The sequence below is a fragment of the Mesorhizobium sp. M0621 genome (assembly GCF_040320745.1).
GTDB lineage: Bacteria > Pseudomonadota > Alphaproteobacteria > Rhizobiales > Rhizobiaceae > Mesorhizobium.
The window spans coordinates 136,888-149,779 of sequence record NZ_JAMYQF010000006.1; the positions used below are offsets into that span (position 1 = coordinate 136,888).

Genomic DNA, 12,892 nt, shown 5'->3' on the forward strand with positions numbered 1-12,892 from the left:
GCTTCGTCCTTTGCTTATCTCAGCCGCTTCGGCCGCGGATCCGACAATTCACCGGCCAGCCGGCGGTCGAGATAATCAGCGCATTCCTCGAGCAACAGGTCGGCGTCATTGGAGAAGAAATGGTTGGCGCCGGGCAAGGTCTTCTGCGTGATGGTGATGCCTTTTTGCGTGTGCAACTTGTCGACCAGGCCTTGCACATCCTTTGGTGGCGCGACCTTGTCGGCATCGCCATGGATGATCAGGCCCGATGACGGGCAGGGCGCCAGGAACGAGAAATCATAGGTGTTGGGCTGCGGCGCGATCGAAATGAAGCCTTCGATCTCCGGCCGGCGCATCAGAAGCTGCATGCCGATCCAGGAGCCGAAGGAGTAACCGGCGACCCAGCAGCTCTTGGAATCCGGATGCAGCGACTGCACCCAATCCAGCGCCGCGGCGGCATCCGACAACTCGCCGGTGCCGTGGTCGAACTCGCCCTGGCTGCGGCCGATGCCGCGGAAGTTGAAGCGAAGCGTGGTGAAATCCCGCTTCTGGAACATGTAGAAGAGGTCGTAGACGATCTTGTTGTTCATCGTGCCGCCGAACTGGGGGTGCGGGTGTAGGACGATGGCAATCGGCGCGCTCTTTTCCTTGGAAGGCTGGTAGCGACCCTCCAGGCGGCCGGCAGGACCGGTGAAAATGACCTCAGGCATAAAATACTCCACTTGCGTACGAATGCGCGGCGCCCGGAACGTGTCTTCCTCTGGCCTTGACGCAGGGCGAGCGTCTTCTTAGAAGCTAGTTTAGAATTGTTCAAAACTGAGTGGCAAGACATCGAGCCGGGCCACCCGCGCCGCAAGCCGCGTAAATAGGACGGCTCGCCTTGGAATTTCAAGGAAATAACGCGATACGTCGGCGGAATGGCTTCTAACGGGACCAACTGGACGAAAATGGCCGCAATACGCGCCTATCTCGACTATAATGCCAGTGCGCCGCTGCTTGCAGAGGCGCGCGAGGCTATGGTTGCGGCCCTCGATGTCTCTGCCAACCCGTCATCGGTTCACACCGAGGGGCGCGCTGCACGGCGCCTGATCGAGAACGCAAGGCGTGACGTGGCGGCGCTGGTCAACGCCAAGCCCGAACATGTCGTGTTCACCTCCGGTGCGACGGAAGCCGCATCGACGCTGCTTTCACCCGACTGGCAGATGGGGCGCGGTGCTGTGCGTATGAGCCGGCTTTACGTGTCCGAGGCCGACCATCCTTGCCTGTTGAACGGCGGGCGCTTCCCGGCGGCACAGGTGACGCGGATCGGCGTCGACGCCAATGGCATCGCCGATCTGGGCGCATTGGCGGCAGCGCTTGGCGAGCATGACAAGGCCGACGGCTTGCCGCTGGTCGCCATCCACGCCGCCAACAACGAGACCGGCGTCATTCAGCCGATCGATCGCATCGTCGGGATCGTCAAGGAAGCGGGCGGCATCCTCGTCGTCGACGCCGTCCAGGCTGCGGGGCGCGTTTCAATCGACATGTCAGCGGGGTACGCCGATTATCTGATTCTGTCCTCGCACAAGATCGGCGGCCCCAAAGGCGTCGGCGCCATCGTCGCCGCTTCCGACCTGATGATGCCTAAGCCGCTGATCAATGGCGGTGGCCAGGAAAAGGGCCATCGCGGCGGCACCGAAAACCTCGCCGCCATTGCCGGTTTTGGCGCGGCTGCACGCGAGGCGCTTGTCGGATTGCAAGCCATGGATGCGGTGCGACAGCGCCACGATGAGATCGAGGCCATCGTGAAAACGCTGGTGCCGAACGTGGAAATCTTTGGAACTGGTGCGCCAAGGCTTGCCAACACGACATTCTTCGCTATTGCGGGCGTCAAAGCCGAAACCGCGCAGATCGCCTTCGATCTGGCGGGTGTGGCGCTATCGGCCGGCTCCGCCTGTTCGTCGGGCAAGGTCGGACCGAGCCATGTGCTGAAAGCCATGGGCTACGGTGACAGTCTTGGCGCCTTGCGCGTGTCGATCGGTTCAGCGACCGGCGCGCAGGACATTGAATTGTTCCGCGCCGCGCTTGCGGGGATTGCCGCACGTAGGGCGGATAGAGAACAGGCCGCGTAAGCGGTTGGGAGCATCGGACCGAAAAGTGCGTAGCGGTTTTCGGGAAAATCCGATGCTTCAGGAAAATGTACTTGGGCCATTCGGCCTGGTAGAGCCGTGCGTTTTCATGTTGGCCGGGTGAATTTCCGGTCGCGACGCACTATATGGAACTTACGCTGCCGCGAGCGCTTCCTGGCGTTCATTTGGCGGTGCCATAGTTTGAAAACTGTCGGGCCTTGACCCCGGCGTGGATGGAGAACGCATATGCCTGCTGTGCAGGACACGATCGATCGGGTCCGAAAGATCGACGTCGACCAATACAAATACGGATTCCAGACCGAAATAGCGATGGACAAGGCCCCCAAGGGCCTCAGCGAAGACATCATCCGCTTCATTTCGGCCAAGAAGGACGAGCCGTCCTGGATGCTGGAATGGCGTCTGGAAGCCTATCGCCGCTGGCTGACGCTGGACGAGCCGACCTGGGCGCGCGTCCACTACCCGAAGATCGATTTCCAGGACATCTACTACTACGCGGCGCCGAAGAGCACGCCCGGCCCGACGTCGCTCAGCGATGTCGATCCCGAACTGCTGAAGGTCTACGAGAAGCTCGGCATTCCGTTGAGGGAACAGGAAATCCTCGCCGGCGTGCAGAAGACCGACGCTTCCGAGTTCGAGGAAGTCAGCGACAATGTCTACAAATCGGGCCGCGTCGCCGTCGATGCCGTGTTCGATTCCGTATCGGTCGTCACCACCTTCAAGAAAGAGCTGGCGCAGGCCGGCGTCATCTTCTGCTCCATCTCGGAAGCCATCCGCGAGCATCCCGAGCTGGTGAAGAAATATCTCGGTTCGGTCGTGCCAACCTCCGACAACTACTACGCCACGCTGAACTCCGCCGTGTTTACTGACGGCTCCTTCGTCTTCGTGCCCAAGGGCGTGCGTTGTCCGATGGAGCTGTCGACCTATTTCCGCATGAACGAGAAGAACACCGGCCAGTTCGAGCGCACGCTGATCATCGCCGAGGAGGGGGCCTACGTCTCCTATCTCGAAGGCTGCACGGCGCCGCAGCGCGACGAGAACCAGCTTCACGCTGCCGTCGTCGAACTGGTGGCGCTCGACGATGCCGAGATCAAATATTCGACGGTGCAGAACTGGTATCCCGGCGACGCCGAGGGCAAGGGCGGCATCTACAATTTCGTCACCAAGCGCGGCGACTGCCGTGGCCATCGCTCGAAGATCTCGTGGACGCAGGTCGAGACCGGCTCGGCGATCACCTGGAAATACCCGAGCTGCATCCTGCGCGGCGACGATTCCAGCGGCGAATTCTATTCGATCGCCGTGTCGAACGGCTATCAGCAGGTCGATAGCGGCACCAAGATGATCCATCTCGGCAAGAATACGTCGAGCCGCATCATCTCCAAGGGCATCGCCGCCGGCTTCTCGCAGAACACCTATCGCGGCCAGGTCTCAGCGCACCGCAAGGCGACCAACGCCCGCAACTTCACCAACTGCGATTCCCTGCTGATCGGCGACCAATGCGGCGCGCACACCGTGCCCTACATGGAAGCCAAGAACTCGACGGCGCAGTTCGAGCATGAAGCCACGACCTCGAAGATTTCCGAGGACCAGAAATTCTACGTCATGCAACGCGGCATTCCCGAGGAGGAAGCGATCGCCCTGATCGTCAACGGCTTCGTCAAGGATGTCATCCAGCAGTTGCCGATGGAATTCGCGGTCGAAGCGCAAAAGCTGATCGGCATCTCCCTTGAGGGCTCGGTCGGCTGACCGGATAAATATTCAGGAAACAAAAGAATGCTTGAAATCAGAAACCTGCACGCCCGCATCGTCGATGACGGCACCGAGATCATCCGCGGCTTGAACCTGACGGTGAAAGCCGGCGAGGTCGCCGCGATCATGGGACCGAACGGCTCGGGAAAATCGACGCTGTCCTACATCCTGGCCGGCCGCGAGGACTATGAGGTGACCGAAGGCGATATCCTCTACAACGGCCAGTCGATCCTCGAAATGGATCCCGCCGAGCGCGCCACGTCGGGCATTTTCCTCGCTTTCCAGTATCCAATGGAGATACCGGGCGTGGCCACCATGGAATTCCTGAAAGTTGCGATGAACGAGCAGCGCAAGGCGCGCGGCGAAGAGCCGTTGAAGATTCCTGAATTCCTGAAGCGGGTGAAGGAAGCCGCCGCCTCGCTCAGCATGGACATGGCAATGCTGAAGCGGCCGCTCAATGTCGGCTTCTCCGGCGGCGAGAAGAAGCGCGCCGAGATCCTGCAGATGAAGCTGCTGGAGCCGAAGCTCTGCGTGCTCGACGAGACCGATTCCGGCCTCGACATCGACGCGCTGAAGATCGTGTCCGACGGCGTCAATGCTTTGCGCGCACCGGACCGGGCGTTTCTGGTCATCACCCATTACCAGCGCCTGCTCGAACACATCGTGCCGGACAGCGTGCACGTGCTCTACAAGGGCCAGGTCATCAAGTCGGGCGACAAGTCGCTGGCGCTTGATCTTGAGGCCAATGGCTATGCCGGCGTGATCGGCGAAGCCGCGTGAGATGCCAGAGGGCAGATTGATGAATATGCACACACAACCGCAGCGGACGCAGGCCGAAACAGCGTTGATCGACGCGTTCGGCGACCGGCTGTCGCTGCTGCCGGGCGACGGCGCGGTGATGCTGAAGCGCGACGACGCTATCGAGGCGATCAAGCACGGCCTGCCGACGCGGCGTGTCGAATCCTGGCATTACACCGACCTGCGCCGGCTGTTGAGTGCGGTGCCCGACTTCGACCCGGGCGCCATGGCCAAGGCCATTGCACCGATCGTCGACGGTTCTGCCGTGGTGTCGATCCTGAACGGCAAGTCCGACGCGAAGGTGCCGGCGGTCGAAGGCGTCGCCTTCCAGCCTCTGTCGGAGAAGCTGCTTGATGGCAGCATCGCGCCAGGGCTCGATCCCTACGGCAGCGACGACGCTATCGGGGCGCTGAATACGGCGTTCGTCGCCGACGGATATTTTGTCGACATCGCCGATGGCACTGAACTGGAAAAGCCGATCGAACTGCAGAATTTGCAGGCTGGTGGCCAGACCCATGTGCGCCTGCCGGTGCGTGTCGGCGCTGGCGCCAAGGCGGTCATCGTCGAGCGTCAGGCGGGTGACGGCGCTGCGCTGGTCAGCTCGGTCAGCCAGCTGGTGCTGGGCGAGGGCGCCGAGGTGACATGGCTGATCGTCCAGGAGCAGCCGGAAACCGCAACGCATCTGGCGCAATTCAAGGCTCATCTCGGCAAGAATGCCAAACTGACCCTGTTCGTCATGAACGCCGGCGGTAAGCTCGTGCGCCAGGAGATCGTGGTCAGGACTATTGGTGAAGGCGCCGATTTCAAGCTGCGCGGCATCAACCTGCTTGCCGGAGACACCCACACCGACGTGACCATGGTGCTCGATCATGCCGTACCGCATACGACCTCGACGGAAGTGATCCGCAACGTGGTGACGGGCAAGGCGCGCGGCGTCTTCCAGGGCCGCATCAACGTCCACCAGTACGCGCAGAAGACCAACGCCAAGATGGCTTGCAACACGCTGCTGCTGTCGGACGACGGTGAGTTCTCGACCAAGCCCGAGCTTGAAATCTTCGCCGACGACGTCATCTGCGGCCATGGCGCGACCGTCACCGAGATCGACCACGACCATTTGTTCTACCTGATGGCACGCGGCGTCGACGAGAAGACCGCGCGGGGGTTGCTGGTCAAGGCATTCGTCGCCGAGGTGATCGAGGAACTGGACGACGAGACGATCGTCGAGGCGCTGGAAGCGCGGCTCGACGGCTGGTTTGTGGCACACGGGTGAAGTGATGAACGCGCCGGGCAAGATCGGAGATTTCTACGACGTCGAAGCGATCCGCCGCGATTTCCCGATCCTGTCGCGGGAAGTCTATGGCAAGCCGCTGATCTATCTCGACAATGGCGCCTCGGCACAGAAGCCGCAGGTGGTGCTGGATACGATCCAGCACGCCTATTCCCAGGAATACGCCAACGTCCATCGCGGCCTGCATTTCCTCTCCAATGCGGCGACCGACGCGTATGAAAAGGCGCGGGAAACGGTGCGCCGTTTCCTCAACGCGCCAAGCACCGACAACATCGTCTTCACGTCGAACACGACCTCGGCCATCAACACGGTCGCCTATGGCTTTGGCATGCCCAACATCGGCGAGGGCGACGAGATCGTGCTGTCGATCATGGAGCACCACTCCAACATCGTGCCCTGGCATTTCATTCGCGAGCGGCAGGGCGCCAAGCTGGTCTGGGTGCCGGTTGACGATCTCGGTGTCTTCCACATCGAGGAATTCGAGAAGCGGCTGACCAGCAAGACAAAGCTCGTTGCCATCACGCATATGTCGAATGCGTTGGGCACCGTGACGCCGATAAAGGAGATAGTGCGGATCGCGCATTCGCGTGGAATTCCCGTCCTCGTGGACGGCAGCCAGAGCGCCGTGCACATGCCGATCGACGTGCAGGATCTCGACTGCGACTTCTTCGTCTTCACCGGCCACAAGGTCTACGGCCCTTCGGGCATCGGTGTGCTCTACGGCAAGAAGGACATTCTCGCGGGCATGCGCCCCTTCATGGGCGGTGGCGAGATGATCGAGGAGGTGACGGAAGACATCGTCACCTACAACGAGCCGCCGCACCGCTTTGAGGCCGGCACGCCGCCAATCGTGCAGGCGATCGGACTGGGCGCCGCGCTCGACTATATGGAAAAGATCGGCCGCGAGCGCATTGCGGCCCATGAGGCCGACCTCAAGAACTATGCGCATGAGCGGCTGCGCGCCATCAACTCGCTGCGCATCTTCGGCGACGCACCGGATAAGGGCGCCATCATCTCGTTCGAATTGCAGGGTATTCACGCGCACGATGTGTCTATGGTCATTGATCGGCAAGGCGTTGCAGTCCGCGCGGGCACCCATTGCGCCCAGCCGCTGTTGAAACGCTTCGGCGTAACCTCCACATGCAGGGCATCGTTCGGCATGTATAACACCAGGGCCGAAGTCGACGCTTTGGCCGAGGCGCTTGAAAAAGCGCGCAAATTCTTCGGATGATGATTTTTTTGGGTGACGACCATGGATGATGTGAGCCACACCACCGAGACCGCACCGGAAGCAGCCATCAATCCGCTGGTTTCCGCCTCGGCGATTCCCGCCGACGAACTGGCGCGGCTGACCGACGACATCGTCTCGGCGCTGAAGACCGTCTACGACCCGGAAATCCCAGCCGATATCTATGAACTCGGCCTGATCTACAAGATCGACATCGAGGACAATCGCGCGGTCAAGATCGACATGACGCTGACCGCACCGGGCTGCCCGGTGGCCGGCGAAATGCCCGGCTGGGTGGAAAACGCCGTCGGCGCCGTCGAGGGCGTGTCCGGCGTCGAAGTCAACATGACCTTCGATCCGCCCTGGTCGCCCGACCGCATGTCGGAAGAAGCGCAGGTTGCGGTGGGTTGGTACTAGCGTCGAGCCTGGCATACTTGCGCCAGTCATAAAACTTCACCATTTTAGGTGAGGAATCATTCGGCAGGCCTTGAACCTGCATGGAATGGAAGGAAAAAGAATGGGACGCTTTGCCGTCATCACGATGACCGAAAAGGCCGCCGACCGGGTGCGCGAGATCGTTGCCACCCGTGACAATGCGCATGGCATCCGCCTCGGCATCAAGAAGGGCGGCTGCGCCGGCATGGAATACACGGTCGATCTGGTGACCGAGCCGAACACCAAGGACGACCATATCGAGCGCGACGGCGCCCATGTCTATGTGGCGCCCGAGGCCGCGCTTTTCCTGTTCGGCACCGAGATGGATTTCGAGCAGACGACGCTGCGCACCGGCTTCACCTTCCGCAACCCAAACCAGAGTTCGGCCTGCGGTTGCGGCGAATCCGTCGAGTTGAAGCCGGCCGACCTGAAGGCGCTGGCAGACGCACGCGCTTCCGCCTGATTCTTCCTTCGCCCCGTTTACGGGGAGAAGGTGTCACGAAGTGACGGATGAGGGGCAGCGCCAGCCTCTCCAAAGTTAGCGCCGCCCCTCATCTGCCTGCCGGCATCTTCTCCCCGTAAACGGGGCGAAGAAAACTACTCCACCCACATGCCCGTCCGTTTGTGCCAGTCGGCGATCGATTCCTCGGGATAGACGTCGAAGACCTTGTCGTGCTTGCCAACCACCGGCTCGACCCAGTTCGCCTTGTATTTCAGCATCAGATGCACCCGGCTCGGCGGAATGGGCAGGTCGCTGTCGATCGCCGAAGCGAAGGGATGCACCAGTTCCGGCCAGGTCGGATCGTAGAGCCAGAGCGCCGACCCGCATTTGCGACAAAAATTGCGTTCGCCCGACGATATCTCGCAATTCGGATGCTCATCGTCCTGGATGCTGGCGCGGTAGACACCGAGGCTCCTTTTGCCCCTGATGTTCAAGGTCTCGCTGTCGGCGCCGAGATTGATGGCAAAACCGCCGCCGCCCTGCTGCTTGCGGCAGATCGAACAATAGCACAGCATGAATGGCGCCGGCGTGTGGCTCTCCACCTCGAAACGCACGGCATTACAGCGGCAGGACCCTTTGAGCAAAAGCGGCATGGCAAAACTCCAACGGATGGCTCTCAACCTGTCAGCATGATTTTGGTTGCGGCGATGACAAGGTCAAATGCCGGTGACATGATCGCGGCATGGACAATGAACGCATCGCCGAACTGTTCGAGGGCCTAGGCCCGGTCAGCATCCGAAAACTGTTCGGCGGCAAGGGCATCTATTTCGACGGCGTCATCGTCGCCATCGTGCTGCGCGGCGAATTGCTGCTGAAGGCAGACGACCAAAGCGCGCCCGACTTCGAGGCCGCCGGCTGCACGCAATGGACTTATACCGGCTCCCGCCACGGCAAGCAGGTCTCCATGCCGTACTGGAGCATTCCCGACAGTGCTTTCGATGATCCCGACGAGATGACGGTCTGGGCAAGGCGCGCCTATGAGGCGGGACGAAGGGCGGGGAAGTAGATTCCCGCAATGCGAGGCCGCCCCCTCATCCGGCCGCTTCGCGGCCACCTTCTCCCCGAGGGGAGAAGAGATCCAGGTTAGCACTCGCAAGCTCCTCTCCCCTCGGGGAGAGGTCGGATTGCCCGAATTGTTCTTGCAATTCGGTTTTGGCAATCCGGGTGAGGGGGACCTTCGCCGCGCGAACCTACAGCGCCTTCGCTATCTCAGCCGCAAGCCTCGCGTTGTTCTCCACCAGCGCGATGTTGGTCTTCAGGCTCCGGCCGCCGGTCAGTTCGAGGATTTTCGACAGCAGGAACGGCGTCACCGCCTTGCCTGTCACGTTGAGCGCTTCCGCTGCCTTCTGCGCGGCTTCGATGTAACCTGCCATCTCTTCGGCCGGGATTTCGTGGTTCTCGGGCACCGGATTGGCGATCAGCATGCCTCCGGCGAGGCCCAGCGAAGCCCGAGTCTGGTAGAAATGCGCGATCTCTTCCGGTTTGTGCAAGGTCAGCGGCGCGCGGAACGGCGAATGCCGCGACCAGAAGGCCGGCATCGTCTCGCAGCCATGGCCGATCACCGGCACGCCGCGCGTTTCCAGCACTTCCAGCGTCTTTTCGATGTCGAGGATGGCCTTGGCGCCGGCCGACACGACGATGACCGGCGTGCGTGCCAGTTCGTCGAGGTCGGCGGAAATATCAAAGCTCTTTTCCGCACCCTTGTGCACGCCGCCGATGCCGCCGGTGGCAAACACCTTTATGCCGACCATATGCGCCGCGATCATGGTGGCGGCGACCGTGGTGCCGCCGGTGCGCCCTTGCGCCACGGCAAAACCGAGGTCGGCGCGCGACAGCTTCATGGCGTCGCCGGTCATCGCCAGCGATTCGCGCTCGCCGTCCGAAAGCCCGATCTTGATGCGGCCGCCGACCACGGCGATCGTCGCCGGCACGGCGCCGCCGTCGGTGATGATCTTTTCGACATCCGCCGCCATGGCGCCATTGTCGGGGTAGGGCATGCCATGGGTGATGATGGTGCTTTCCAGCGCCACGACCGGCAGGCCTGCGGCCAGTGCTTGCGCCACCGGCGCGTGGATGTCGATGAAGGGGCGGGCGGTTTCTGGGGTCATCTGGATCTCCAATCCGGAGTGAAGCGCATCCACTGGGGTGCGCGAAAAAACTCCGGCACTGTGAATTTGCCGGTCTCATGCCACTTCCTGCGCATCCGGCACAAGAGCCAACGCTTCCGCGAAGGTCGCCGCGGTGAAATTGGGAACGGCGTCGGCGCTTTCGATGGCCAGCGTTGCCGCGGCAATGCCTTCGCGCAGGGCCACCCGCAGCGGCAGGCCGCGCAGCAAGGCAGCGACCGTTGCGCCGGCCAGCGCATCGCCGGCGCCGGTGACGTCAGCCACCTTTCTTGGCAGCGGCGGCAGGATCGAGAAGGCGCCGGCGTCATCGTAGCCCAGCATGGCACTGCCGCCCGCCGTCACCACACCGCTCTTGAGCCCCGCGCGTTTCAGCCCGGCGACGATGTCTTGCGGGGAAGCCGCCGCGTCCAGGTCTGCCAGCGCGATCGCTTCGCGCCGGTTCATGAAGACGACGGCCAGATTGCCGAGCACCGGCTTCAAACGCACGATCTTGGCCGGCGAAATGGCAATGGCGAAGACGGGTTTGCCGGCGGCAAGCGAAACCAGCCGCTCCAGTGCCGCCGTCGGCAGATTGGCATCGCAGAAGATGGCATCGGCGACCGCGATTACCTCGCGGACCCTGGAGCGCCTGATCTGCTTGGGAAACGCCAGCTCATAGAGCGCCATGTCGGCAAAGCCGACGATCAATTCGCCCTCGCTGTCGATCAGCGCCGTATAGCTCGGCGTGGTGCGATCGAGGAACACCGCGGACAGGTCGGCAATGCCTGCCGCGGCGATGGCTCGTGAAACGGTATCGGCAGCGGCATCGCCGCCGCGCACCGAGAGCAGCGACGCGGAGACGCCGCGCCGCACGGCGCTGCGCAGAGCGTTGAAGACGCCGCCGCCGACATCCTCGCGCATCGTGCCCGGATTGGATGCGGCGGGCACGTAAGCGCCCGACACCTGGCCACGCCGGTCGATATGGGCGCCACCTACGGCCAGTATTTTCGCGGATTTCAACATGCCGGCGATATGACCTTTGTTATTCCAGCCGCACAAGCGCTAGACTGCGTGACGGAACTTCGCATGCAAGGCAGCGATTCGGCAGATCGAAACACTCGAGCCGGCTGGCCCAATGCGGGATGCGGTCCTGCACGAGGTCCTGGTACGAAAAAAGAACAAATCCGGATATTCGTTGTTTTTCAGATATTTGACCCCTCTTGCCAAACGAGAACAAAAAAGGTACAAATAGGCAGGGATTACGGATTGTCCGGCCTTCATTGACGACCAAGGGGTGATGTATCATGGCTCAGAATTCTTTGCGGCTGGTAGAGGACAAAGCGGTGGACAAATCAAAGGCTCTGGATGCGGCGCTGTCGCAAATCGAGCGGGCTTTCGGCAAGGGCTCGATCATGCGGCTCGGCGCGAACGAGCAGGTCGTCGAGATCGAAACGGTGCCGACCGGCTCGCTTGGCCTCGACATCGCGCTTGGCGTCGGTGGCCTGCCGCGCGGCCGCATCGTCGAGATCTATGGGCCGGAAAGCTCGGGCAAGACGACGCTTGCCCTGCACACGGTGGCCGAAGCCCAGAAGAAGGGCGGCATCTGCGCCTTCGTCGATGCCGAGCATGCGCTCGATCCCGTCTATGCCCGCAAGCTTGGCGTCGATCTCGAAAACCTTCTGATCTCGCAGCCCGACACCGGTGAGCAGGCGCTGGAAATCTGCGACACGCTGGTGCGCTCCGGGGCCATCGACGTGCTGGTGGTCGATTCGGTCGCGGCGCTGACGCCACGCGCCGAAATCGAAGGCGAGATGGGCGATTCGCTGCCCGGCCTGCAGGCCCGCCTGATGAGCCAGGCGCTGCGCAAGCTGACCGCCTCGATCTCGCGTTCCAACACCATGGTCATCTTCATCAACCAGATCCGCATGAAGATCGGCGTCATGTTCGGTTCGCCTGAAACCACGACCGGTGGCAACGCGCTGAAATTCTACGCTTCGGTGCGCCTCGACATCCGCCGCATCGGCTCGGTCAAGGACCGCGATGAGGTCGTCGGCAACCAGACCCGCGTCAAGGTGGTCAAGAACAAGCTGGCGCCGCCCTTCAAGGTGGTCGAGTTCGACATCATGTATGGTGAGGGCGTGTCCAAGACCGGCGAACTGGTCGATCTCGGCGTCAAGGCCGGCGTGGTCGAGAAGTCGGGCGCTTGGTTCTCCTACAATTCGCAACGTCTCGGCCAGGGCCGCGAGAATGCAAAGCTGTTCCTGCGCGACAACCCCGACACCGCGCGCGAGATCGAATTGGCGCTCAGGCAGAATGCCGGGCTGATTGCCGAGAAGTTCCTTGAGAATGGCGGCTCCGAAGGTGGCGACGACGGTTTCGAGGAAGAATCCGGCGCGATGTAACAGCTTCGTCCGCGATGTTGGCCGGAGTTCGGCCATAATCGCGTTCTATTATCTCGGGCTTATGTAATCGAGTTCCGCGTTTATTGCGTTTTGAAACCGCCGGCCCAGCGCCGGCGGTTTTGCGTTTCGGCTGCGAAGCCAGGCGGGTTCGAACTGCCCGCAAAGGCTGCGCATTGGACCAATTCCGTGTTTCTGGACAGGGTGCGGCGCGATCGCTAAAAGGCCAAGTCTTATCTTCTAGGACGCAGAGCCCATTTTCCGTCGGCCGGCCCGGCGGCTC

General features: G+C 61.9%; 13 protein-coding genes. 9 read left to right on the forward strand and 4 right to left on the reverse strand.

Translation table 11 applies throughout. The features are described 5' to 3' along the window. Window positions 1-14: 14 nt before the first annotated feature. Window positions 15-689 (reverse strand): alpha/beta hydrolase, encoded by a 675-nt coding sequence (locus tag NKI38_RS06655; RefSeq protein ID WP_013532163.1) that lies wholly within the window; start codon window positions 687-689, stop codon window positions 15-17. A gap of 237 nt (window positions 690-926) precedes the next feature. Here NKI38_RS06655 and NKI38_RS06660 point away from each other — a divergent pair, with 237 nt between their 5' ends. From NKI38_RS06660 to sufA, 7 genes are all read left to right on the forward strand, one after another. Then, entirely contained in the window at window positions 927-2,090 is a 1,164-nt protein-coding gene (locus tag NKI38_RS06660) for a cysteine desulfurase family protein (RefSeq protein WP_352655788.1), read from the forward strand. Between the two features lie 243 nt (window positions 2,091-2,333). Further along, a complete protein-coding gene (gene sufB, locus NKI38_RS06665; protein ID WP_352655790.1) occupies window positions 2,334-3,851 on the forward strand; it encodes a Fe-S cluster assembly protein SufB in 1,518 nt (505 codons plus the stop codon). 27 nt (window positions 3,852-3,878) lie between these two features. Next, the gene (gene sufC / locus NKI38_RS06670; protein WP_056562278.1) at window positions 3,879-4,634 is read left to right on the forward strand and encodes a Fe-S cluster assembly ATPase SufC; all 756 of its coding nucleotides are present in this window, start codon (window positions 3,879-3,881) and stop codon (window positions 4,632-4,634) included. Window positions 4,635-4,653: 19 nt separating this feature from the next. Beyond that, entirely contained in the window at window positions 4,654-5,922 is a 1,269-nt protein-coding gene (gene sufD, locus NKI38_RS06675) for a Fe-S cluster assembly protein SufD (protein ID WP_352655792.1), read from the forward strand. 4 nt (window positions 5,923-5,926) lie between these two features. Beyond that, window positions 5,927-7,171, forward strand: coding sequence for a cysteine desulfurase (locus tag NKI38_RS06680; protein ID WP_352655794.1), 1,245 nt, complete (start codon window positions 5,927-5,929; stop codon window positions 7,169-7,171). A gap of 21 nt (window positions 7,172-7,192) precedes the next feature. Beyond that, entirely contained in the window at window positions 7,193-7,585 is a 393-nt protein-coding gene (locus NKI38_RS06685) for an SUF system Fe-S cluster assembly protein (protein ID WP_352655796.1), read from the forward strand. A 100-nt stretch (window positions 7,586-7,685) separates the two neighbouring features. Then, a complete protein-coding gene (gene sufA, locus NKI38_RS06690; RefSeq protein ID WP_352655798.1) occupies window positions 7,686-8,066 on the forward strand; it encodes a Fe-S cluster assembly scaffold SufA in 381 nt (126 codons plus the stop codon). 134 nt (window positions 8,067-8,200) lie between these two features. Here sufA and NKI38_RS06695 read toward each other — a convergent pair whose 3' ends face one another. Next, window positions 8,201-8,698 carry a GFA family protein gene (locus NKI38_RS06695; RefSeq protein ID WP_352655800.1) on the reverse strand — a complete coding sequence of 166 codons (498 nt, stop codon included), beginning with the start codon at window positions 8,696-8,698 and terminating at the stop codon, window positions 8,201-8,203. 89 nt (window positions 8,699-8,787) lie between these two features. Here NKI38_RS06695 and NKI38_RS06700 point away from each other — a divergent pair, with 89 nt between their 5' ends. Continuing rightward, window positions 8,788-9,111 (forward strand): TfoX/Sxy family protein, encoded by a 324-nt coding sequence (locus NKI38_RS06700; protein ID WP_352655801.1) that lies wholly within the window; start codon window positions 8,788-8,790, stop codon window positions 9,109-9,111. Between the two features lie 184 nt (window positions 9,112-9,295). On the opposite strand, the gene NKI38_RS06705 is transcribed toward NKI38_RS06700, so the two are convergent. Both NKI38_RS06705 and NKI38_RS06710 read right to left on the reverse strand, forming a co-directional pair. After that, complete coding sequence (locus tag NKI38_RS06705; RefSeq protein WP_352655803.1) at window positions 9,296-10,213, reverse strand: pseudouridine-5'-phosphate glycosidase; 918 nt, start codon at window positions 10,211-10,213, stop codon at window positions 9,296-9,298. A gap of 75 nt (window positions 10,214-10,288) precedes the next feature. After that, window positions 10,289-11,233: a carbohydrate kinase family protein gene (locus NKI38_RS06710; protein ID WP_352655805.1), complete on the reverse strand. Its 945-nt coding sequence runs from the start codon at window positions 11,231-11,233 to the stop codon at window positions 10,289-10,291. A 281-nt stretch (window positions 11,234-11,514) separates the two neighbouring features. Here NKI38_RS06710 and recA point away from each other — a divergent pair, with 281 nt between their 5' ends. Beyond that, window positions 11,515-12,612 (forward strand): recombinase RecA, encoded by a 1,098-nt coding sequence (gene recA / locus NKI38_RS06715; protein WP_057145834.1) that lies wholly within the window; start codon window positions 11,515-11,517, stop codon window positions 12,610-12,612. Window positions 12,613-12,892: the final 280 nt, after the last annotated feature.

Excerpts from the sequence above, each read along its gene's own strand:
- sufB (WP_352655790.1), top strand. The coding sequence starts at position 2,334 with ATGCCTGCTGTGCAGGACACGATCGATCGGGTCCGAAAGATCGACGTC.
- NKI38_RS06705 (WP_352655803.1), bottom strand. The coding sequence starts at position 10,213 with ATGACCCCAGAAACCGCCCGCCCCTTCATCGACATCCACGCGCCGGTG.
- recA (WP_057145834.1), top strand. The coding sequence starts at position 11,515 with ATGGCTCAGAATTCTTTGCGGCTGGTAGAGGACAAAGCGGTGGACAAA.
- NKI38_RS06655 (WP_013532163.1), bottom strand. The coding sequence starts at position 689 with ATGCCTGAGGTCATTTTCACCGGTCCTGCCGGCCGCCTGGAGGGTCGC.
- NKI38_RS06680 (WP_352655794.1), top strand. The coding sequence starts at position 5,927 with ATGAACGCGCCGGGCAAGATCGGAGATTTCTACGACGTCGAAGCGATC.
- sufD (WP_352655792.1), top strand. The coding sequence starts at position 4,654 with ATGAATATGCACACACAACCGCAGCGGACGCAGGCCGAAACAGCGTTG.
- NKI38_RS06710 (WP_352655805.1), bottom strand. The coding sequence starts at position 11,233 with ATGTTGAAATCCGCGAAAATACTGGCCGTAGGTGGCGCCCATATCGAC.
- sufA (WP_352655798.1), top strand. The coding sequence starts at position 7,686 with ATGGGACGCTTTGCCGTCATCACGATGACCGAAAAGGCCGCCGACCGG.
- NKI38_RS06700 (WP_352655801.1), top strand. The coding sequence starts at position 8,788 with ATGGACAATGAACGCATCGCCGAACTGTTCGAGGGCCTAGGCCCGGTC.
- sufC (WP_056562278.1), top strand. The coding sequence starts at position 3,879 with ATGCTTGAAATCAGAAACCTGCACGCCCGCATCGTCGATGACGGCACC.
- NKI38_RS06660 (WP_352655788.1), top strand. The coding sequence starts at position 927 with ATGGCCGCAATACGCGCCTATCTCGACTATAATGCCAGTGCGCCGCTG.
- NKI38_RS06695 (WP_352655800.1), bottom strand. The coding sequence starts at position 8,698 with ATGCCGCTTTTGCTCAAAGGGTCCTGCCGCTGTAATGCCGTGCGTTTC.
- NKI38_RS06685 (WP_352655796.1), top strand. The coding sequence starts at position 7,193 with ATGGATGATGTGAGCCACACCACCGAGACCGCACCGGAAGCAGCCATC.